Here is a 22,280-nt window from a genome sequence, read left to right as displayed (position 1 = left end):
TGAAACCGCCGTATACGGAACCGTACGTACGGTGGTGTGAGAGGTCGGGGGTTAGTCACCCCCTCCTACTCGATTTAGAGTTTATTCATTTGCGGCTTTCTTACGGAGTTCTTCCCGCTTCGGCCAGCTTTCGACTCCCTTCAAGCCTGGAATGTCATCTGCATAGAAGACGGGATCCAATCCCTGCCTGCGCTGATCGATATAATTGTTCAACGCTTTAAAAGCGATAGGGGCCAATATTCCGATCGCAATCAGGTTGGTGATCGCCATCAGGGCCATCGAAAAGTCTGCAAGTGCCCATACAATATCGAGGCTGGCCATAGATCCGAATACGACCATGCCAAGGGCGATGATGCGATAGATGAGCAGTCCGGTTTTACTCTTATTGATGAATGGAAGATTGGCTTCACCGTAATAATAGCTTCCGATGATCGAGCTGAAGGCAAATGTAAAGATCGCAATTGCCAGGAAGATACCTGCCCATGAATGGAAATGCTCGGACATGGCAGCCTGTGAAAGCTCGATTCCCGTCAGACCTGATCCATACGCGTCTGAAGTAAGGATGATGAACGCCGTCGCAGAACATACAAGCAGTGTATCGAAGAACACACCGAGTGCCTGGATGAACCCCTGCTTTACAGGGTGGGATACGGATGCTGTCGCAGCCGCGTTCGGCGCACTACCCATACCGGCTTCATTTGAGAACAGTCCGCGTTTTACACCGTTCATGATGGCAGCACCGATTCCGCCGCCGACTACCTGTTCAAATCCAAATGCGCTTTTAAAAATGAGAGCGATTACGCTTGGCATTTCCGTAATATTCGTGATGACGACAAATAGCGCAAGTATAATATAAAACCCGGCCATCAGTGGAACGATGGCAGAAGAGAAGTTGGCAATGCGCTTGACTCCGCCAAAAATGATCAGTGCCGTCAACCCGGCGAGGATCAGTCCGATTGCAAGCGGGCTGATTCCGAATGAATTATTGAATGCTGTCGAAATCGTGTTACTCTGCACCGCATTGAATGTAGTACCGAATGAAAGAAGGATTGTAACCGCAAAAATTGAACTCATCCAGCGTTTCCCTAATTGTTTCTCCATGTAGTAGCCGGGACCGCCCTTGAATCCTACTTTATCTTTCACTTTATAAATCTGTGCCAGGGTACTTTCAACAAATGCACTGGCGCCTCCCAGAATGGCTACAAGCCACATCCAGAAGACCGCTCCAGGGCCTCCAAGTGCTAAGGCAATGGCTACTCCCGCTAAATTACCTGTACCAATTCGAGTACCTGCTCCGATAAAGAATGCCTGCAGGGAAGAAATTTGTTTCTCTCCGTCTGCCTGCTGGACATCCTTGTCCCCTAATAGCCGGATCATTTCACCCAGATGACGGATCTGGACGAATTTCGATCCAACAGTAAAATAAATCCCTAAGATGATCAATAAACCGATTAAGATATAACCCCATAAATATGAATTCGCTTCGTTGACTAAGTTGTTTAGAATCTCCATGATAACCCCCTCGAAAATTTGAATCGGTTACGTTTATTATTATCTGAAAATTGAAACCTTTTGTCAAGTTGTTATCTGAATATTTAAATATTACCAAAACTATTTAGAGGTTCGAAGTATACTGTCATAGTAAATTGTTGATATATATGGAATTAAGGAATAGAAGAATAGTAAGGGGTATCGGCTAAAAATTATTCTGAAATAATTAAAAGCGAAGTGGAGAATAATATTTTTTTGACTTCAAAAGAAAAAGCCACGTCCTCATCCGCGGCTGATTCAGGTGCTGCTATTCTTTTCAAGAGGCTGTTCTCTAAAAGATTGTGGCTTTGCGTAAATAGGCTTGCACCCTGAACAGTGCTTGTGGACGTGCTCTTTTCGAACTCAAGTTTAAACAACAGACGGACTAACAAGCCGAAAATATCCAAGTTCCGGTATTTTCTGATGTGCAAAGCAACAAAGTATGCGAAAAGAGCCTTTCAAGAAGATGTATGTAAAAATAAGTGCGGGTTTAGAAGTAGTTCCAATAGCTTAAAACAAAGAGTAATACTCCAGTGATCATGGAAATGCCAAACAACATGAATAAGAAATCAAGAATGCTGTCTACAAATAATTTCTTGCGGCTCTCGCGTCTGAAATTTCGTACTTCTTTACGATAATAAGCTGAACGACTCATCCCTAAACCTCCTTGAACCATTTTCGAGCGATATATACATATTCTCGAAAAAATCAAGAAAATCCTTCCTGGATGTGAAAAAATTGTCGTAATCGAGGATATGAAAAGAGAGGCTGAAAGAAACCAGCCTCTCTTATCTCACTATCGTGTATGGTTTTCAGAAATCTGACTGAGTGCGCCTCCTGCACTTTGATCGGATTTCTGCTGTACTGCCAAGTCTCCGAGTGCCAGCATTCCGACAAGATTTCCGTTTTCAACAACCGGAAGACGGCGGATCTGATTCTGGGACATTAAAGCCGCAGCTTCTTCTGCTGAAGCATCAGGAGAAATGGTTACAACATTCTGGGACATGACATTGGATACGTTGTCCTGCGTACCGTTTGTCAATCCGCGGGTGGCGATATCCCTGTCCGTTATCATACCGACAACCTGTCCGTTTTCAACTACAGGCACCGAACCAACATTCTTGGATTGCATTTTTGATGCAACATTCGATAAAGAATCCTGGTTGGTTGCAGCTTCAACATTTGTCGACATAAGATCGCGTACTTTCATCATTCTGATTCCCCCTAAAGTTGTAGTGGCAGTACAATCATTATTATTTGAATTTTTGCGGTACATATCCCTTTGCATTACAGGAAGTGATGTCAAGATGCACCAATGTAAATACCCCCAGATGATCCGGGGGTACCCGGCTATTTCGAGATGAACATCTGCGTCCAGTACGTTCCGTAAGAACCGCCTTTGGCATAACCTACCCCGATATAGGTGTAGGTGCCATTCAAGATATTTTTGCGATGACCGGGGCTGTTCATCCATTCTCTTACTACCTGTTCCGGGCTGGTTTGACCGACAGCGATGTTTTCGCCCGCAGAGCTGTATTGGACATTAAAGTTCTTCATCATGTCAAAAGGTGAGCCATACTGAGGGCTCCTATGTGCGAAATACCCTGTATCCCTCATATCACGTGATTTATACCGGGCCACCCTGGACAGCTGCCAGTCCAATTGAAGAGGAGCGAGTCCCGCTTTCTGCCTCTCCTGATTCGTAAGGTCTATCACTTGTCTTTCGACCGATTTTACTGATTTCAGGCGGGGGATGTTAATCTCCTGGCCTGGGTAGATCAAGTCCGGGTTTGACAGTTGAGGGTTCGCATCAATGATTTCAGATAGCCCTACCCGGAACTTCTTGGATATTTTCCAGAGAGTGTCTCCTTTCTTTACTTGATAAGACTGCGCTGCTTGAGCGCTTTGCATTCCACAAATACCAAAGACAAGGGACAGAACGACCATCAGACAAACGAATTTTGTTTTCATAGGTATAAATTGTGTATTTACAGGTGAAATATTCTTAGGAAAAATTAAAAAATAGGATTATTGTTTCATTTAAAGGGAATAGGTAAACCATCTAGAATAAAGTGAAACCTTTTTTATTTTCATACGTACAAATAGATAACGAATACAAACAAAGAGGTGAATAACGTGGTAAAGGAGAACGATCGCTTTAAAAAGGTGATAACCAAATTGTCGAATGTCGGTGTCAACATCTCCAAGACGAAGTCCAGACGTGAGATTCTCCATTCACTAAAGCAATATCAGCCATTACCCAAGACGTTAACACAGGATTCATAACACGCTGCCAGGCATATTTCTCTTTTTTTCACGATATACTACATAGTAGTGAAAAGGAGGGGAAGATATGGAGAGAGTGATGTTTGATGTACAGACATTAATGGAAATCAGAAAGAAGGCAGATGAGATTTCATACCGGTGTATGAGCGGGGACCGCCCTTCTGACCTCTACAACATCAACTTGGCGCTGGATCAGGTATCCCGTGCACTGGCCATGTTCGCAGAGATGGAAATCCATCGGATGCAGAACACCCATATTGCATGTGACGGACAAAGCTATATCAAGGGCCGTCTGCGGATAGCATATCGATCGATCCTTCCTCAGGAAGAAGAGTCGAACACAGCATAATAAAGAGGTTGACCCAAGAATACGAAAGTCTAAGATGCTCCATCCACCAGACGCATTGGCTCATAAAGGACTGATCCTTTAAGGATGAGCATTTCATCTTTTTGGGTCAGCCTCTTTTTTTTATTCTTAAAAACTTTAATAAAGCGTGGTGAGATAATGACAATTCTTTACTCGAAGATTTTATTGGTCTGCAATGGAAAAGCAGGGCGTGGGGAATTGGAGACTCAATTGATGGAAGTCACCCCGCCCCTTTTGGATATTTGTGATACTCTGACAATTCATAAAACCAAAGATAAAGGCGGCGCAGAGAAGATCTGCCATGAAACAGGAAATGAATATGATCTTGTCGTCATCCTCGGGGGAGACGGAACGGTCCATGAAGCCGTCAACGGTCTGGCGCGGCTCTCCTCAAGGCCAAAGACAGCCATCCTGCCGGGAGGGACATGCAATGATTTCGCCCGCTCCTTGTATATCCCGATGAACTTAAGGCTTGCTGCCGAGACGATTGCGAATGATCTTCACGAAAAAGATATCGACATCGTCAAAGCGGATGACCGCTACTTCAGCAATTTCTGGGGGACGGGCCTCATTTCCCAGACAAGTGACAATATCGATACTGGATCCAAAAGCGTACTCGGCAAGCTCAGCTACTATATAAGTGCCTTTCAGTCCATCCAGGATCCTGTATTGTTGAATGCAGCGGTCACTGCCGATGGACGGGAATATAACGAAGAAGTAGTCATGCTGCTCGCGGCTAATGGGCGTTCAATCGGCACGCACCCGCTGCCTGCGTCGATCTCGCTTCAGGATGGATTGATCGATCTTTATATGGTCAAGAAAACGGGTTTTCCTCTTATGATGGAATCTTTCAAGATAAGAAGCACCGGGGATATCAGTTCCTCTTCCGATGACATCATCCACATCCAGGCATCTGAAGTCACGATTCACCTGGATGACATGAAAAAGGTCGATATGGACGGAGAACTCTATGAGGAACAGAAACAGACTTTAAAAGTTTTGAAACACCATATGCGGTTCATCACAGGTGAAGAAAAATAAGAGAGTATCGGGTAGCAGCCCGATACTCTCTTTTTGGGTGGTTGGTGATGAATCAGCTAATGAGGCATTCGGATTATACCGTATGCTTCTTCTTTCTGATGACAAGATACACAATGTAAGCAAGGATTAAGACTCCACCGGCTGCAAGAGTGAGCATGGTGAAGTTTTCCTCGATGAACGGCTTCGCTTTGGCGCCAAGTGTCAAGATGATGGCACCTTCAAGGAAGAAACGGATGCCTCGTCCGATAATTGACCAGATGACAAGAGTTCGTATCCTCACGCCTGAAACACCGGCGAAAATCGTGAAAATTTTATAAGGAACGGGTGTAAGGCCTGCTATGAGAAGTGCGATCGGGCCGTATTTTTTAAAGTATTCCTCTACCTTCTGGATCCTTTGTTCAGAAAACAGATAGACCAGGATCGGGCGTCCCAGCTTCTTTCCGATCCACCATCCGAATAAGGCGCCGACTACTGAAGCAGCGGTGGTATATAACGCATAAAGCAGGGCATTTTCAGGATTGGCGATGGCAAGCGGGATCAACAGGACATCCGGCGGAATCGGGAAGAAAGATGAATCGGCAAACGATACAACAATAAGCCCCCAAACCCCGTAATCCATCAGCCAGGCTTCAAACGTGTGAAGTAATTCAGACATGAGATATCTCCTTTATGATAAGCAATTATAGTCAATCTTCATTTTGTTTCGTCAATACTAAAAAAGTATATCATCTTTCGAGGAGAGCGTCATGAATTATCTGTTTGTGGGCGGGGAGGGGACTGGGGCTGGTGTTGGGGGAAGCGGCTAGTATTGGCACTAGTTCGTCTTGGTCTTGGTGTATCGGCTGGTTGCTTTCTGTTGTTGGACTGGTGCAATCGGGCAGGCTGTTTTGTATCCGTGGAGCGGGGTTTTGATATGCTGTGCTGATTAGAATGATTCTTATTAGATCATAAATTATGAATCAGGAACGTATTTTCTGTTTTAGGATCGTAAATCAAAAAACAGGAACGTAAATCCTGAATTAGGAATGTATTTTCTGAAACAGGAACGTAAATCTCCAATCAGGAACGCAAATCCTAAACCTGCCGCTTAGATTCACAGAAAAAGAAGAAAAAACTCCGATAAGCCCCTAACCCCCTCGAAAATGGATCCATAACCCCCGGATTCACAACAGATTTCAGGTTAAGTCACTTCTAAATACCCCAAATACTGCATCTAATTCAACACAACACCTTCCAACCCACAGCCATAAGCCTATTCCCTTCAAGCCGTGTCTTTTCGAAAATACCTCCACAAATCAATAACACCATTCCTGCCTTTATTAAAATGATCAAGCCTTCACCGCTGCAAAATACCACCCAACCCCAACGAGCACCACTTCACCCCAAAACATCAACACTCCAAACTGACCACCCAACCAAAATCAATCATTTCTCGGGAAATAACGACAAGAACCAGCGGGTTTCTACATTTCCTTCGGCGCACCGATCCCTAACATGCCCAACCCTTTTGACAGCACGGAAGCAACAGAATAGACGAGCGTCAGACGTGACGCCTGCTTGCTGTCATCGTTAAGGATCTTGGTATTCCCGTAATAGCTGTTAAACGACTTCGCGAGCTCCAATAAATACTTGGCAAGGCTGGAAGGAGCATAGTTTTTCCAAGCCCGTTCCACCGTTTCCGGAAATAGTCTCAGCTGCTTGATGACTTCCCAGCTTGCCTTGTCTTCGAGCCCTACAAAAGTGGAGTGCTGTGAGACACCGGCCTTTCTTAATATCGACTGGGCCCTTGCATGAGTGTATTGCAGATAAGGTCCGGTTTCTCCCTCGAACGTAAGCATATGTTCCAGGGAAAACTCGATGTCGTTCAATCGGTCATTTTTCAGATCATGAAAGAGTACCGCGCCGACGCCAACGTCCCGTGCCACTTGGTCCGCATCTTTAAGATCGGGGTTCTTCTTCTTGATATTATCGTGCGCCATCGAAATTGCTTCCTGCAGTACTTCTTCCAGGAGGATGACTCGGCCTTTCCGAGTCGACATTTTCTTTCCATCCTTCAGATAGAGGCCGAATGGGATGTGCTTCATGTTATGGGCCCACTCATACCCAAGCTTTTGGAGCACTTCTTTTACTTGCTTGAAGTGGACAGTCTGCTCCTGGCCGACTACATACAGTGCCTCGTCGAACGAATATTCACGGTGGCGGTAAAGGGCCGCAGCCAGATCCCTTGTAGCGTACAAGGTGGCGCCGTCTGTTTTTTTAATCAGGCAAGGAGGGAGGGTTTCATCTTCCATCCGGACGACCTTTGCCCCTTGAGAGGTCTCGAGCAGATGCTTTTCTTCGAGAAGTTCCACCACTTCATCCATTTTGTCATTGAAGAATGCCTCGCCGTTATAGGAATCGAATTCAACTCCAAGCAGGGAGTAAATCGTTTTGAATGCCTCAAGGGATTCCGTTTTGAACCATTTCCAAAGCCTTGTGATTTCCTCGTCTCCATCTTCCAGGAGCTTGAATGCTTTCCGGCCTTCCTCTTCCAGGGAGGGGTGGAGTGCTGACTCTTCGTGAAATTTCTTATAAAGGATAAACAGTTCGGCAATCGGGTTCTCTTTCACTTTTTCTTCATCGCCCCATTTTTTGAATGCGACGATCAGCTTTCCGAACTGGGTGCCCCAGTCACCGATATAGTTGATCTTTACGGTTTCGTACCCGCAGGCTTCCGCCAGGTTGGCAATTCCGTTTCCAATAACGGTGGAACGTAGGTGCCCCATTGAAAAGGGTTTGGCGATATTCGGTGAGGACATATCCAGGACAACGGTCTTGCCGCTGCCAAAGGAATGCTTTCCATACTGTTCGCCATGCTGCAAGATCGAGTCCACAATTTCTTTACCGGCAGCCGCGGGATCAAAGTGCACATTTACATACGGACCGGCTGCTTCCACTTTTGAAAACAGGGGGGAAGCCAGTTTTCCAGCCAGTTCTTCGGCTATTGCGCCAGGTGCTTTCCGATATTCCTTCGCGAGCTTAAAACAAGGAAATGCAAGGTCGCCTAAATGAACATGCTTAGGTGTTTCGATTAAGGAAAGAAGATCTTCCTCGGTCCATGATGAAAGGACCTGGGACTTCAATACGTTTGCGAATGCTGATTTCAAATCCAATTTCTCCACCTCCAGATAAAATAAAAGACTGCTTTCTAAAAGATTGCTGCCTTTCGTAAATAGGTTTGCAGTCTGTATATAGCTTGTGAAAGTGCTCTTTTCGAACTCAAGCTTAAACAACGGACAACAAGCGTAAATACCGAAGTTCCGGTTTTTCTTGTGTACAAAGCAACAAAGGATGCGAAAAGAGCCAAATAAAAAAACCCGCCTCTACACTATGTAGAGACGAGTTTTGACTCGCGGTACCACTCTTATTCCCAGAAAGGGCGCTCATAAATTAACGGTTTTACCCGGTCTTTCCCTACTGAAATTTGGGGGAAGACTTCTCAGAAGTGCGCTTCATTCCGGGTTTCACACCAGGCTTACACCGTCCCTGGTTCGCTTTTAGATCCACGCGGGAATTACTCTCTTCATCATTGAATATCCTGTATATGGTTAGATATTATTTTACACATTCTGGAGATAATTACAACAACCATTTTAAGATTCTTCAGAAGAGAACATATACGTTTTATGATGGTATCTCATACTGAATACGAGGCCTAGAGCGAGCATATTCCCCATCAGGGAACTACCCCCGTAGCTGATGAAAGGAAGCGGGATTCCCGTGATCGGCAATAGCTGGATCGTCATGCCGATGTTTTGGAACACGTGGAAAGTGATCATTGAGATGATCCCTGCACATACATAGGCATTGAATGGTTCCTTTGTATCAAGGGCCGTCTTGGTCAAGTGGTAGATCAGCAGGAAGAATAAACTGATGACCACACTTGCACCGATAAATCCGTATTCCTCACCGATGACACTGAAGATGAAGTCCGTATGATTTTCCGGAATATACACTTCCCCGTCGCTGTAGCCTTTTCCAAAAATCTGACCGGATCCGATCGCATTCAATGAATTGATCAAGTGGAATCCTTCCAATTTGGAATAGTTATAAGGATCGAGCCAAGCGTAGATCCGTCCGAATTGATAAGGTTCAAAGCCTGTATATTTTTCCAGGAATTCCGGTGCCCAGATGACGAGTGAGAGCAGGATGCCGCCGACCACTCCGAGAAAAGCATAAATCGGGACGATCAGTTTCCATGTGATCCCCGATACCAGGATGATCCCTGTCATGATGGCCAGGATGACAAGGGAGGTCCCGAGATCCGGCTGCTGCATGATAAAAGCAAGCGGGAGGAGGGTGGTGAAACCGATTTTCAATAATAATTGAAAGTCCGTCTTCAATGTCTTCCTGACAGTGACTTCATTGTGGTTCGTGATCACTCGGGCAAGGGCAATAATCAGAAACGTCTTCATGAATTCTGAAGGCTGGATGGAACCGAGCGGTCCGAGCATGAACCAGCTTTTTGCTCCATTCCGGTAAGGTGCAATGCTCTCGGGAGAAATAAGGAGCACAAGAAGCAGGAATATGCCAAATCCGTACATATACCATGCGAGGCGTTTATACTGATCTGAATCAAAGAACAGTGCACCACCAATGATGATTCCTCCGACAACATACCAAAAGGCCTGCCGGATGACAAAGTTTGTTTCATATTGACCTGAGGTTTGGGCACTGCTTATCCCAAGGGCGCTGACGATAAAAAACATCATCAATAAAAAGAGGAGACCCCAGTCAAATTTATCAGCAAAACGCTGGCGAGTTTCCATAATCAATTCACCTGAATTTCGTAAGATTTCACATTCCTAGTCTAATAGATACGAAGGAAAATTTCTACTGCATGCCATCCTGAAATTCCCTTCTTTTTTCAACCCGTTTACGAACTGAATCAATCAAACAAGATAATAAAGAGGAAATAAGCCGGCAGCCGCCATTCATTTTCCATATATTACATCAATCTTCCTGTTCAGGAAGTCCATAAAGGTCCAATTTCAAATGTAACATTTCCTGAGATATATAGCCAGAACAGTCATAATTGTAAAAAACAAGTATTTCTACACTTTAACAGCCGCTCCCCTGGCCCTGCCTCCCCAAGTCCTATACCGTTTTAACCGGCTTCATAAGCTCCTTTTACCGAACAATGACTTTTTTCGACAATTCCCTGCGACTTTTGTCATCATTTTGAAATGAAATAGAAAAGAACGGTACCCTCATATCTTTGATAAAATAGATACTATTAGATACGCATCGTGTAAATCAGATGGAGGGAATGTTTTGAAGACATACAAGCAAACAAAAGATATCATCTATGTACATAAGAATACCGATCGGCAATTTGTCGTTTCATACGGCATCAACTTTCAGGATTTTGCTTCTAATCTTCCGAAGCCCCTGAAGAATCTATTGTTGATCAAACATCAGTATGAGCATGGAGCGTTCAACATTCACACTCATCTTGAATATGTAGAACAGGAAGAAATGAACAAGATCACCCATGATCATGTAGATAACTATGGTGACTTTTGCTGGATCGACTTCGACGAGGAAGCAGGCGTCAATGAATTAAATGGCCAGGAGATTGCGGAGCTTCTCTATATGGGCCATCTGAAACAGCCCCTCCATGCTCCTTTTTATTCGAAATTGAATAACCGGTATGCTTATCTTTCACATGATGACGGGTGGTTCAACAAAGTCTATTACCGTGACTTCGCTGATTTCTATCACATGCTGGGGTCGACGGTAGCGTCGAAACTGGGAAGCATGAAAGGCGGTAAAGGCTTGTTCGGCATGAAAAAGGAAAAACGGTACCCTGATATCGGATCTCAGATCATCACCTCTTTTAAAGAAAAAATAAAAGAAGGAATGATCATTTCCCTGGAGAAGGCCATTGTCAGCAGGGGAAAAATCGAAATCCCGATCTGGGTCATCGGAGACTATTTCAATATGGATGAAATGATCGAGGATTATCAGCAGTTCAGTAAATCACCGGCAAATGGTTTGCTTGTATTTGACCGTAAAACAAAAAGCTGGAGTTCCTCCATACGTTAGGCAGGCACACCCTTAATTTTCGGGGAATAGGGTATAGGGATGAGGGCCGGTACCCGGAACCACCTTTATATGCCTGCAAAAGGGAAGGATTAATCTGCATAAAGGGCTTCATCGACCGCCTGAGTTGATTGAACCTCTTTATGTGGATTAATCCTTTTTTCTTACGGCACGTTTATTTCCTGCTTTACTTTATATTGATCTTCGCCTTTTGCTGTCAGCCATACTGTCAGTGTGTAAGTGCCGCTCTCAAGGTTTGGAAGGGTCAGGCTCCTGGAGAACTCTTCGCCCTGTTTGACCGTGATTTCCTGGATGGCCTGTGTATACATCTTGCCTTCAGAATCCCGGTAGACGACTTCACCGTTCTTATCTTTTATTTCAAAGTCGATTGTCTGTCCGGTAGAAAACACAAAGGTTTTTTCTTTCTCGGTTTGATTTTTAATTTTATATTTGTAGACCAGCTTTCCGTTCTTTGCTTCCTGCTCAATTAATGAAGGTTCCATACTGCCTGCCACAATCCCTTTCTCTGTTTGGTTTGAATCAGGAGCCGCGTTTGTCTCCTGGGAATCCGGCTCAGGTTCCGGGCTGCTGTCTGTCCCGCATCCTGTCAGACCTGCAAGGAGAAATAACCCTGTAAATGCCATGATCAGCTTTTTCATTTGCTATCACCTCTATACTATTAGACTTGTCCGGGTCAGAAAAGTTTCACTACTTTGTTCCTTATTATAAAAGTAAGACCAATCACCCATAGGATAACCGGCAAAGTTGGTTTTATTTAATGAGAACAGTACAATGGAAGAAAGATTACACCATCACTGGAATGAACGGGAGGGAAGGCAATGAAGATAAATGATGTCTTAAAGGTATTCGGTTTCGTTGCCGTCCTCCTTCTAATCGTGTGGGGAAGCCGCAGTTTTTGGGAAGTAAGGCCGTCCGATATCAGAGATCTCGTCATCTCGTTCGGCTGGTGGGCACCGGTTGTGTTCATCGCGCTGCTGACATTCCGTCCCCTTGTATTATTTCCAACATCCATCTTTTCAATTGCAGCCGGCCTGGCGTTCGGCCCGTACAACGGATTTATCTATATTTTCATTGGTGCCATCGGAGGGGCGTCTCTGGCATATGTCATATCCAGCTTTCTGGGGATGAAGTTTTGGAGGAAACCGTCTCCTAAAATGAATAGCGTCCGCGAAAAAATGGCTGAAAACAGTTTCTTTTATATATTGATTCTCCGCTTGCTTCCATTTTTGAACTTTGATTTGGTCAGTTATTTAGCCGGGGCAGGGAAAGTGCGCTACTTGCCTTATATTGCAGCTACCGCTGTCGGGATCATCCCGGGGACGATCGGATTTGTCTTCTTTGGTTCCGGACTGAGCGGGGAGGACAGGGTGCATCTGTATGTGGCTGTGGCCATGTTCATCCTATTTTCACTGCTTCTTTTTATCACTAGAAAGAAGCTGAAGAGCTGGTTTGGCGACTCGAAGGATGAAAAATAAGAAAAGCGGAGACGGCTCGCCCAGAGACGACAAGCATATGACGGGCCCCCCGGAAAGGCGTTCTTTGCCTTTTTGGGGGCCGTCATATGACCTCGAGTCTCTAGCCGCCGCAGCTGGACAATAGCAGAGGAGGACAGCAAAATGCCGTCCCCCTCTTTTTAACGGGTGTGCAATTGATCCCATTCTTCACGGATGATCCCCATCCTGATGGAATCGTAATAAACGCCGTTATAATACCGGCATTTCCTCATCCTGCCTTCAAGCTTCATGCCCACTTTCTCAGCGGCCTTCATCATCCGTTCGTTCCCGGACCAGGTGGTGATGCCGACCCGGCCGATTTCCTTCGTCTCAAAAAGATGATCGACCCATTGTGACAGCGCCTCTGTGCCGTAGCCCCCGTTCCAGTAGGCAGGGTCATAAATGACAATTCCCGCTTCCAGCCACCTTGTGGGCTCATACTCCCAGTAAAAGCTGACTGTCCCGATGATGTTCCCTTCGACTTCGATGATCCGCTGACGGTCATTGTACTGATCTGTATTTTTGAGAAATTTACTTTTATAGTCTTCGAATGGCACCGGTTTGTGTTCAAAATAGGGAGCGTCCCATTGTTTCCATTGAGGTGATTCTTCTTTGTATATGTAGTTCCAAAGTGTTTCAAGATCTTTTTTTTCTATTTTCCTGAGTGTCACACGGCTGCTGGTTGAGTTCAAAAATCCGCACTCCTTTGTTTTGGTTTATCTACTTAATTCTCCAGGAGGCATGGTTTTTCCTGTTAAGAAATCTAATACAAGCTCTAAACAACGCTATTGATTTCCGTGAAAGACTACGCTTTCCGCGGGCGGTTGGTGAGCCTCCTCGTCGCTTTACTCCTGCGGGGTCTCACCTAACGCGCTTTTCCCGCAGGAGTCTTCGTCTTTCACTCCAATCAACCGCTGTAAGTAGCGAAAATTAAACGAACACTTTCACCTCATAATAAAAAAACCCGCCCTAATTAGAATCGCTGAATTCCAAATTAGGGCGGGTTTAAAATAGACCAAAAACTTACTGATATAGCACCTTCAAAAAATCAGCTTGCTTTTACATTAGAGATTGCTGGTTTTTTCTTGTTGGTCAGTTTGTCCACGATGGATGTGATGGCACCGTCGCCTGTTACGTTGCACGCTGTTCCGAAACTGTCTTGTGCAAGGTATAGGGCGATCATGAGAGATGTCATGGTCGGGCCAAATCCGAGCATGGATTCAAGCAGACCGAGAGCGGCCATCACGGCGCCGCCCGGGACACCCGGTGCAGCAATCATCGTCACGCCGAGCATGAGGATGAACGGGAACAGCTGCGAGAATTGCAGGGCTTCACCCTGGATGAACATGACGGCCATCGCACAGCTGACAAGTGTGATCGTACTGCCTGACAAGTGAATTGTAGCAAGCAGCGGCACTGAGAAATCAGAAATACGATCTTTGACCCCGAGTTTTTTCGTCCGTTCAAGAGTCACCGGGATTGTTGAAGCGGATGACTGCGTTCCGAGCGCCGTAAAATAGGCGGGAAGCATTGACTTCATCATCAGGAACGGATTTTGCTTGCGCAGTGTGCCGGCAGCTGTATACTGTACTGCCAAAAAGAACAGATGCAATAAGATGATCATCACAAAGACTTTGGCGAATACCGACATGATGGCACTGACTTGACCACCCTGAGTCATATTGGCGAAAATACCCAGGATATGGATCGGAAGCAGCGGGATGATGATTTTTTCAATCACCAATTCTATAATGCTTCTAAACTCATTCATTCCTTTTTGAAGGGCGTCCCCTTTTATGGCGGCCATCCCCAGACCAAGAGTGAAAGCGATTAGGAGGGCCGTCATGACACCCATTATCGGAGGCATGTCCACTGAGAAGAATCCTTTTAAGAGAGCCTCTTCCGGATTTTCGAATGATTGAGAAGTTTGATTGGCCAAGAGAGATGGGTAAATACTCTTAGCGACTGAATATGCGAGTAACCCCGCAATCACTGTGGATCCGTAAGCAAGTGCGGTAGTCAGTCCGAGCAGCTTCCCTGCTCCTTTACCCATTGAACCGATACCCGGTGCAATGAAACCGATGATGATCAATGGAATCGCGAAACCGAGGAAATTACCGAAAAGTCCATTAAACGTAGCAAATAATTTCACGATCCATTCCGGCGCATATGCACCAATGACAATACCTAAGGCAATCCCCAACAGGATCTTAGGCAGTAAACCAAGCTTTCTCATCTGGGTGTCCTCCTTAAATGTACAAATGTTTTCGTTAGAAGGATTATACACCCGTGAGACTGATATTTTAAGAGGGAAACGAATAGGCGGAATCTTAAATGTATTCTGATAAAATAAAGCCCATCCCCCCTGTTGCGGGACTAGGCTGGGTCAACATACATATATAAGGACGGAATACTGAGGGAGGTTGCCTTCTTTTCAAGGACCATGGTGGTAATTTTTAATTTCCATCACATCATTCTTTCCCTTTGAGTTGAAAGTGATAAAATAGAAACATCTATTGTTAATATTGGAGGTAGCTCATGAAAACCAAGCTTTGTTTATTATATGGAGGCAAATCAGCCGAACATAATGTATCTCTTCAAACAGCCAAGGCAGTCATCGGTGCCCTGGACTTAAATAAATATGAAATCCATCCTGTCTTTATTTCAACAGAAGGACAGTGGATCAAAGGACCGCAGCTGAATGCGCCCGTTGAAGATGTAAAAGCACTTCAATTCAATGACGGTGAGGAAATCTCCCCGAATGCACTGGGTACAGCGATGGTCCCTGCAGATTCCAGGGAAAGTGAAGGATACGATATGATCTTCCCGCTGCTGCACGGTCCGAACGGAGAAGACGGAACGGTTCAGGGGATGCTTGAATTACTGAATCTTCCTTACGTGGGGAACGGTGTCCTTGCTTCATCTGCAGGCATGGACAAAGTCATCATGAAGAATCTTTTCGCACAGGCAGGTATTCCGCAGGTGGACTATACCTGGTATATCCGCAGTACGTGGAAGGCGAATCCTGAGAATGCTTATAAGCAAGTGGAAGAGCAAATCGGTTATCCGTGCTTCGTCAAACCGGCAAACCTCGGTTCATCCGTCGGCATCAGCAAATGTACATCCAAAGAAGAACTCGAGGCTGCTTTCGAGGAAGCGTTCCAATTCGACCGCAAGATCATCATCGAAGAAGGCGTGAAAGCACGTGAAATCGAACTTGGCGTCCTTGGAAACGACCAGCCTGAATGTTCGGTTGCGGGTGAGATTGTCCCTAAGAAAGATTTCTATGATTACAAGGCAAAATATGAAGACGGAGATACTGCCCTGATCATACCGGCGGAAATCGATCAGGAAACATACGGGAAATTGAAGGAGATTGCGATCCAATCCTTCAAGGCCCTCGACTGCTCCGGCCTCGTCCGTGCAGACTTCTTCCTGACAGAAGACGGCCAGATCTATATGAATGAAGTAAACACAATGCCTGGCTTCACACCCTTCAGCATGTTCCCGCTGCTGTGGAAGCACACAGGCGTCGACTATCCGACCCTGATCGGCAAACTCGTAGAACTCGGCATGGAACGCCATCAGGAAAAGCAGACAATCAAACATACGATGTAACACATACCTGAATGAAGGGACTGACTGGAAGATCATCATCTAAAAGCAGTCCCTCCTCTGTTTGTCATCCGAAAACGCATAAAGGAGAAAGACAATGTTTGAAAAAACGATAAAACAAGCATGTGATATGCTGCATGTCCATAATGATCTCACAAAGTTCGAAGATACCATCATAAAAGGCGTTAGCATCGATACACGCAAAATTGAAAAAGGGAATCTTTTCGTCCCGTTCAAAGGGGAAAATGTGGACGGCCACCAATTTGTCAGGCAGGCGATCGAAAAGGGGGCAGGAGCCGCCCTATGGGATAAAAATGTCGCAAACCCTCCTGAAGATCTTCCGGTCCTCGTTGTCGATGATCCGCTTCTTGCCCTGCAGTCCTTGGCAAATCAATACCGCCATGAACTGGACCTGAAAGTGGTCGGCATCACCGGAAGCAACGGGAAGACCACGACGAAGGATATGGTCGCAAGCCTGCTGGGCATGAAATACAAAGTCCATAAGACGCAGGGGAACTACAATAATCATATCGGCTTGCCGTTGACGATCCTCGCCCTCCCTCAGGATGCTGAAGTGGCGGTCCTGGAGATGGGGATGAGCGGTTTTGGCGAAATCGAGCTGCTGTCTGAAATTTCCCAGCCGGATGCCGCAATCATCACCAACATCGGAGAGTCGCATCTTCAGGATCTCGGCTCACGGGAAGGCATCACCAAAGCGAAGCTTGAAATCGTTCAAGGACTTAAGGAAGACGGCCTGTTTGCCTACTACGGAGACGAGCCTCTTTTACAAGAGCAGGTAAGGGACCTTTCACTGGGCCGGATCGAGACATTCGGAAGAAGTGAAGCGAATACCATTTACCCGGTGAACATCGAAATGAACAACGACGGCAGTCAATTTGAAACGTCTCTGTATGAAGGGGAAACCTTCTTTCTTCCTGTACTCGGACAGCACAACATCCATAACGCTCTGGCCGCGATCCTGATCGCCAAGGAATTTGATGTGACGGTTGAAGGAATGAAAGAAGGATTAAAGTCGCTTAAACTCACGCAAATGCGGATGGAAACGTCACTCGGTAAAAAGGGCGAAAAAATCATCAATGATGCCTATAACGCCAGTCCGACTTCCATGAAGGCAGCGATCGGTCTTGTTTCTGAACTTGACGGCGTCAACAAAAAAATCCTCGTACTCGGTGATATGCTGGAGCTTGGCGACAACGAAGAGGAGTACCATCTTGAGATCGGAAGGATGATCGATCCGGGAAGTATTCAGCAGGTCTATACCTACGGAAGACTCGGGGAACTCATTGCGAAAGGTGCAAGCGAACGTTTCGAAGCTGAAAATGTCCATGCGTTTCAGGATAAAAAAGAGCTTGCCGCCATGCTTGAAAAGCAGACACAAAGCGGAGATCTGGTTTTATTCAAAGCTTCCAGGGGAATGAAACTGGAAGAAGTCATTGAAACATTGACGAATTAGAATCGAAGAAAGTGTTTAAAATGAGAAAGTGAAGAAAAGGGAGGATGCCCCCTTCCTTTTCTTAATAAGCCATTCTCAAAGTGAGTGGGGATCAGTATGATTGGATGTTTACTTATACATGGCTTCACCGGCGGTCCTTATGAAGTCGAGCCCCTCGCGGATTATCTGAAGGAACGGACACAATGGGAAATCGCTGTACCGACCTTGCCGGGACACGGGGAAACGCTGGCTTTGAGGGGAATCAAGCATGCCGAGTGGATTCAACATGCAGAAGATGAATTGAAAGAGCTCCTCTCAACTTGTGAAAAAGTCTATGTCATCGGTTTTTCGATGGGCGGACTGATCGCTTCCTACCTCTCCGTCAAATACGAGGTAGACAAACTTGTCTTATTGAGTGCGGCTGCCTACTATATAAATTACAGGCAGCTGGCAAAAGATATTGGTAATTTAATCAAGGAAGGGCTCCAGGGAAAAATACTTGAAAATGAACTTTACAACCGCTATAAATTTAAAATGACCAATACCCCGATCCTTTCTGCCTATGAGTTCAAAAAGGTTGTCCGTATCGCACGGCCGCTCCTTAAAGAAGTGAACATCCCTACCTTTATCGCCCAGGGGGAAATCGACGGGATTGTTCCTCCCAAAAGTGCCCAATATATTTATGAGACCATTTCGTCTGAGGAAAAGAACCTTTTTTATTCCCCGAAAGCGAAACACTTAATTTGTCACAGTGAAGATAAGCACGAATTATTTGGAGAGATCTACCATTTCCTGCAGAGTGAATAGATTGACTATTTTACAATAGATTGAAATTCATCTCTATAAGTGGTAACATAACTACAACATTGTTCTATTTGTTGGACGTGCAGCTCTTCGATTTAGAAGAGTGTATTTTTTTGCATTGAACATGCAGGATCCTTCAACCGCCCTGTAATCTGGGCCGGCACACACATTGCAGCAAACATTCCAATGGAATATCAAACAAATAAACATCTCAAATAGACGATTTTAGATTAGATACCGAAGTCTTTCGGTGTGTGAGATTTCGTTCCGATTTAAAAATATAATCAGCATAATTGATTAGTTATAAAAGATGTAAATTAAAAGGAGAATGAATAGCATTGACAAAGTTTTCAGATTTAAACTTAAGCGCATCTACGTTGAAATCAATCAAACGTATGGGCTTTGAAGAAGCAACCCCAATTCAGGCAAGTACAATCCCGGCAGGTCTTGAAGGCAAGGATATCATCGGCCAGGCACAGACAGGAACAGGTAAAACGACTGCATTCGGTATCCCGATGATCGAAAAGATCGATATGAAGAACCCGAACGTCCAGGCTCTTGTCATCGCTCCGACACGTGAACTTGCGATCCAGGTTTCTGAAGAATTATACCGCATTGGAGCAGATAAGCGTGCACGCGTATTATCTGTATACGGCGGACAGGATATCCAGCGCCAGATCCGTGCGATGAAAAAGAACCCGCACATCATCGTTGGTACACCAGGACGTCTTCTCGACCATATCAAGCGCCGCACGCTGAAGCTTGATAACGTTGAAACGCTTGTTCTTGACGAAGCGGATGAAATGCTGAACATGGGCTTCATCGAAGACATCGAGAGCATCCTTGAAACCGTACCAAGCACAAGACAGACACTTCTGTTCTCTGCAACAATGCCGGATCCGATCCGCCGCATCGCAGAACGCTTCATGACAGAACCTGAACTGATCAAGGTGAAATCAAAAGAAGTGACAGTTTCAAATATTGAACAGTACTTCACAAAAGTAACAGAAAAAGAAAAGTTCGATGTATTGTCCCGTCTGATCGACGTGCAATCACCAGAACTTGCGATTGTATTCGGACGCACAAAGCGCCGTGTTGACGAACTGTCCCGTGCACTCAGCATCCGCGGCTACCTTGCAGAAGGAATCCACGGAGACCTTTCACAGGCACGCCGTATGACGGTTCTTAAGAAGTTCAAAGAAGGCCGCATCGATATCCTTATCGCAACGGACGTTGCAGCCCGCGGACTTGATATCTCCGGCGTAACACACGTATACAACTTCGATATCCCGCAAGATCCTGAAAGCTACGTTCACCGTATCGGACGTACAGGTCGTGCAGGCAAGAAGGGTATGTCCATCACATTCGTAACACCAAGAGAAATGGGTTACCTTCGTGTAGTTGAACAAACAACGAAGAAGAAAATGATGGGCCTTAAGCCGCCAAGCCATAACGAAGCACTAGAAGGCCAGCAGCGTCTTGCTTTGGAAAAGCTGATTGAAGCGGCAAAAGAAAATGACATCAAGGATTACTACCAATTTGCTGAGGAATTCCTGAATGATCAAGATCCAATTCAGGCAGTGGCAGCAGCGATCAAAGTCCTTACAAAAGAGCCGGACACAACTCCTGTAGAAATCACAGAAGAGCGTCCATTGCCATCTAGAGGCGGCGGTAATCGCGGCGGCTACAAAGGCGGATCACGCAGCGGCAAAGGCGGCGGACGCGGAGGCAGCGGCGGCCCACGCGGCGGTGGTTCACGCGGTGGATCATCCCGTGGCGGCGATCGTCGCGGCGGCGGCAGACCACAATCATCAGGCAGCCGACGCAAGTCTTATAATAATAACTAATATGGTTGGTGAGAACACGATGACCCTTTTGGGTTGTCGTGTTTTTTTGTTTGGGGGATTGGATTGGGGATGTTGTTGGAGCATGGGGTTTTGTGGGGATTCAGGGAGATGGTGTTGGACCGGTGTGTGTGGTGGCAGAGGCTGGGGTTCCGGTTCGAGCGAGAGATCCGCGCTCATATATGGCAGGTAAAGGCGGTGATTGTCTGTTTTGGCTGGAGTGGAGCTGGGTTGGAGATGGTGATTTTGATTGGAGGGGTGTAGAGGGATGGGGGATTGGAAAATGGTTTTGACAAATTGGGGTTTTGGGGTTTGTGATGGGTGTAGTGGCGTGCGTGGGGTGAAGAAAATTCGACAAGATGCACGTATTTTTGAAAAGTGGAATGTATTTTTAAAAAAGGGAATGTAAATCTGAAATCTTGCATGAAAATCTCAAAACCTGCACGGAAATCTCTGAAAGTGGAATGAAAAACTAAAATGGTATCTATTGTAGCAATCCAAAAGAGGAATTTCGCAATTTAAAGAGAAGTAATTATAGATAAATATTGAAGGAGTGATCAATTGTTTGCAAAAGAGAGGAAAATACCAATAAGAATTGAACAAAATGAAGCATTAATAAGAAATTTAAACCGCCACCATTCGAAGATTCCCCTCATTGAACAGGATTTAAAGAGAAGAAACGCCGGCTATAACGGAGAAAAATCGATTGACTACCACTTAAGTTTTCTTGATAGCCAAAAGTATATGATTTTCAACGATTTAAAGCTCCCGTTGACTCCCCACCACTTTCAAATCGATTCGCTGCTTTTCACCCCTTTCTACACTTTGATCCTAGAAATTAAAAACATTTCCGGAACGTTGACGATCGACTCGGAATTTAATCAATTAACAAGGAATTTTAATGGCATCGAAACAGGCTTTTCCGATCCCATAACACAAGCCAACCGCCAAAGACTTTTTCTTCAACGTTTTTTCTACGAACATAATCTGGTGCTTCCGCCGATCAAATACCTCGTTGTGATCAGCAATCCATCTACGATACTAAAAATGGCCCCGGGTCAAAAGCTTTATACCCCCTATAATAAAATCATCCATGCCCAGAATTTAATCAGTGAAATCAGTAAATTAAATTCTTCTTATAACGAAATGGCTGCGACAAAAAAGGATCTTAGAAAAATAAAAAGGGTGCTTCTCGCCCAACATGATACCAGCATGACAAGTGTGCTAAAAACATTTTGGATTGAAGAACATGAAATTATCAACGGAGTCAAATGTGAATATTGTGCTTCCATCATGACTCGGAAGTTTGGCTGCTGGCACTGCCCCAATGCAACCTCTCCTCTAAAACAGCTCATGAGCGGGCAATGGAAGATTATTTCCTTCTGTTTAAACCATTTATCACAAACAGAGAACTAAGGACATTCTTAAATATTCCGACGCCAAGAACAGCTCATCTTCTATTAAACTCTTCCAACCTAAAAATCCAAGGCACCGGAAAAAGCACAACCTATCACAAAGAATTTTCATAAAGGCTGCTTATTAAAAGATGGTTGCTTTTCGTCAATTGGCTTCTAGCCTGAAAATAGCTTCTGGACGTGCTCTTTTTGAATACTAGTCCAAACTAAAAAGGGGCGGACAAGCCGAAAATACCCAAGTTTCGGTATTTTCTAATATCCAAAGCAACAAAATATGCAAAAAGAGCCTTCATAATAAACATGAATCACGACCGCCACGCACATACT

General features: G+C 45.2%; 21 protein-coding genes, 1 pseudogene and 1 other annotated feature. Of the genes and pseudogenes, 11 read left to right on the top strand and 11 right to left on the bottom strand.

Going from position 1 to position 22,280, the window contains the following annotated elements; translation table 11 throughout:
* Positions 1 to 81: 81 nt before the first annotated feature.
* The 4 genes from ACKA06_RS20210 to safA all read right to left on the bottom strand — a co-directional run bounded on the left by ACKA06_RS20210 (position 82) and on the right by safA (position 3,441).
* On the bottom strand, positions 82 to 1,512 hold the full coding sequence (locus ACKA06_RS20210; protein ID WP_058299980.1) for an alanine/glycine:cation symporter family protein: 1,431 nt from the start codon (positions 1,510 to 1,512) through the stop codon (positions 82 to 84).
* 508 nt (positions 1,513 to 2,020) lie between these two features.
* On the bottom strand, positions 2,021 to 2,185 hold the full coding sequence (locus ACKA06_RS20205) for a hypothetical protein (protein ID WP_156416157.1): 165 nt from the start codon (positions 2,183 to 2,185) through the stop codon (positions 2,021 to 2,023).
* Positions 2,186 to 2,326: 141 nt separating this feature from the next.
* Positions 2,327 to 2,743 (bottom strand): CBS domain-containing protein, encoded by a 417-nt coding sequence (locus ACKA06_RS20200; RefSeq protein WP_032085336.1) that lies wholly within the window; start codon positions 2,741 to 2,743, stop codon positions 2,327 to 2,329.
* A 137-nt stretch (positions 2,744 to 2,880) separates the two neighbouring features.
* Positions 2,881 to 3,441, bottom strand: coding sequence for a SafA/ExsA family spore coat assembly protein (safA, locus tag ACKA06_RS20195; RefSeq protein ID WP_411160506.1), 561 nt, complete (start codon positions 3,439 to 3,441; stop codon positions 2,881 to 2,883).
* A 216-nt stretch (positions 3,442 to 3,657) separates the two neighbouring features.
* On the opposite strand from safA, the gene ACKA06_RS20190 reads away from it, so the two are divergent.
* The 3 genes from ACKA06_RS20190 (at position 3,658) to ACKA06_RS20180 (ending at position 5,224) form a co-directional block, all read left to right on the top strand.
* The gene (locus tag ACKA06_RS20190) at positions 3,658 to 3,816 is read left to right on the top strand and encodes an Lmo0850 family protein (RefSeq protein ID WP_306471845.1); all 159 of its coding nucleotides are present in this window, start codon (positions 3,658 to 3,660) and stop codon (positions 3,814 to 3,816) included.
* A 67-nt stretch (positions 3,817 to 3,883) separates the two neighbouring features.
* Positions 3,884 to 4,165, top strand: coding sequence for a hypothetical protein (locus ACKA06_RS20185; RefSeq protein ID WP_231937980.1), 282 nt, complete (start codon positions 3,884 to 3,886; stop codon positions 4,163 to 4,165).
* Positions 4,166 to 4,321: 156 nt separating this feature from the next.
* Complete coding sequence (locus ACKA06_RS20180) at positions 4,322 to 5,224, top strand: diacylglycerol/lipid kinase family protein (protein WP_411160505.1); 903 nt, start codon at positions 4,322 to 4,324, stop codon at positions 5,222 to 5,224.
* 73 nt (positions 5,225 to 5,297) lie between these two features.
* Here ACKA06_RS20180 and ACKA06_RS20175 read toward each other — a convergent pair whose 3' ends face one another.
* The 3 genes from ACKA06_RS20175 to ACKA06_RS20165 all read right to left on the bottom strand — a co-directional run bounded on the left by ACKA06_RS20175 (position 5,298) and on the right by ACKA06_RS20165 (position 10,032).
* Positions 5,298 to 5,879: a YqaA family protein gene (locus ACKA06_RS20175; protein ID WP_411160504.1), complete on the bottom strand. Its 582-nt coding sequence runs from the start codon at positions 5,877 to 5,879 to the stop codon at positions 5,298 to 5,300.
* An 808-nt stretch (positions 5,880 to 6,687) separates the two neighbouring features.
* Positions 6,688 to 8,376, bottom strand: a complete 1,689-nt coding sequence (gene argS / locus ACKA06_RS20170) for an arginine--tRNA ligase (protein ID WP_411160503.1) — start codon at positions 8,374 to 8,376, stop codon at positions 6,688 to 6,690.
* Between the two features lie 218 nt (positions 8,377 to 8,594).
* Positions 8,595 to 8,802: a binding site (T-box leader), on the bottom strand.
* A gap of 54 nt (positions 8,803 to 8,856) precedes the next feature.
* Entirely contained in the window at positions 8,857 to 10,032 is a 1,176-nt protein-coding gene (locus tag ACKA06_RS20165) for an FtsW/RodA/SpoVE family cell cycle protein (protein ID WP_411160502.1), read from the bottom strand.
* A 505-nt stretch (positions 10,033 to 10,537) separates the two neighbouring features.
* Here ACKA06_RS20165 and ACKA06_RS20160 point away from each other — a divergent pair.
* Complete coding sequence (locus ACKA06_RS20160) at positions 10,538 to 11,311, top strand: hypothetical protein (protein WP_058299986.1); 774 nt, start codon at positions 10,538 to 10,540, stop codon at positions 11,309 to 11,311.
* Between the two features lie 161 nt (positions 11,312 to 11,472).
* On the opposite strand, the gene ACKA06_RS20155 is transcribed toward ACKA06_RS20160, so the two are convergent.
* The gene (locus tag ACKA06_RS20155; protein WP_411160501.1) at positions 11,473 to 11,967 is read right to left on the bottom strand and encodes a BsuPI-related putative proteinase inhibitor; all 495 of its coding nucleotides are present in this window, start codon (positions 11,965 to 11,967) and stop codon (positions 11,473 to 11,475) included.
* A 180-nt stretch (positions 11,968 to 12,147) separates the two neighbouring features.
* Here ACKA06_RS20155 and ACKA06_RS20150 point away from each other — a divergent pair, with 180 nt between their 5' ends.
* Positions 12,148 to 12,804, top strand: coding sequence for a TVP38/TMEM64 family protein (locus ACKA06_RS20150; protein ID WP_411160500.1), 657 nt, complete (start codon positions 12,148 to 12,150; stop codon positions 12,802 to 12,804).
* Between the two features lie 158 nt (positions 12,805 to 12,962).
* Here ACKA06_RS20150 and ACKA06_RS20145 read toward each other — a convergent pair whose 3' ends face one another.
* From ACKA06_RS20145 to ACKA06_RS20135, 3 genes and pseudogenes are all read right to left on the bottom strand, one after another.
* Positions 12,963 to 13,514, bottom strand: coding sequence for a GNAT family N-acetyltransferase (locus ACKA06_RS20145; RefSeq protein WP_411160499.1), 552 nt, complete (start codon positions 13,512 to 13,514; stop codon positions 12,963 to 12,965).
* A gap of 28 nt (positions 13,515 to 13,542) precedes the next feature.
* Positions 13,543 to 13,733: pseudogene (locus ACKA06_RS20140) on the bottom strand (hypothetical protein).
* Between the two features lie 137 nt (positions 13,734 to 13,870).
* Positions 13,871 to 15,058: a dicarboxylate/amino acid:cation symporter gene (locus ACKA06_RS20135; protein ID WP_058299990.1), complete on the bottom strand. Its 1,188-nt coding sequence runs from the start codon at positions 15,056 to 15,058 to the stop codon at positions 13,871 to 13,873.
* A gap of 302 nt (positions 15,059 to 15,360) precedes the next feature.
* Between ACKA06_RS20135 and ACKA06_RS20130 the strand changes: the two genes are divergently transcribed.
* The 6 genes from ACKA06_RS20130 (at position 15,361) to ACKA06_RS20105 (ending at position 21,954) form a co-directional block, all read left to right on the top strand.
* On the top strand, positions 15,361 to 16,440 hold the full coding sequence (locus ACKA06_RS20130; protein WP_411160498.1) for a D-alanine--D-alanine ligase: 1,080 nt from the start codon (positions 15,361 to 15,363) through the stop codon (positions 16,438 to 16,440).
* A 94-nt stretch (positions 16,441 to 16,534) separates the two neighbouring features.
* A complete protein-coding gene (locus tag ACKA06_RS20125; protein ID WP_411160497.1) occupies positions 16,535 to 17,911 on the top strand; it encodes a UDP-N-acetylmuramoyl-tripeptide--D-alanyl-D-alanine ligase in 1,377 nt (458 codons plus the stop codon).
* Between the two features lie 96 nt (positions 17,912 to 18,007).
* On the top strand, positions 18,008 to 18,697 hold the full coding sequence (locus tag ACKA06_RS20120; protein ID WP_058299993.1) for an alpha/beta hydrolase: 690 nt from the start codon (positions 18,008 to 18,010) through the stop codon (positions 18,695 to 18,697).
* 335 nt (positions 18,698 to 19,032) lie between these two features.
* Complete coding sequence (locus ACKA06_RS20115; protein ID WP_411160496.1) at positions 19,033 to 20,541, top strand: DEAD/DEAH box helicase; 1,509 nt, start codon at positions 19,033 to 19,035, stop codon at positions 20,539 to 20,541.
* A 265-nt stretch (positions 20,542 to 20,806) separates the two neighbouring features.
* Complete coding sequence (locus ACKA06_RS20110) at positions 20,807 to 20,947, top strand: hypothetical protein (protein WP_411160495.1); 141 nt, start codon at positions 20,807 to 20,809, stop codon at positions 20,945 to 20,947.
* A gap of 152 nt (positions 20,948 to 21,099) precedes the next feature.
* Complete coding sequence (locus tag ACKA06_RS20105; protein ID WP_411160494.1) at positions 21,100 to 21,954, top strand: nuclease-related domain-containing protein; 855 nt, start codon at positions 21,100 to 21,102, stop codon at positions 21,952 to 21,954.
* The last annotated feature ends 326 nt before the right edge of the window (positions 21,955 to 22,280 follow it).

Source organism: Rossellomorea oryzaecorticis (genome assembly GCF_045897515.1).
GTDB lineage: Bacteria > Bacillota > Bacilli > Bacillales > Bacillaceae_B > Rossellomorea > Rossellomorea enclensis.
Note: the sequence above shows the minus strand (reverse complement) of the source record. Positions and strands in the feature narration are given on the sequence as shown.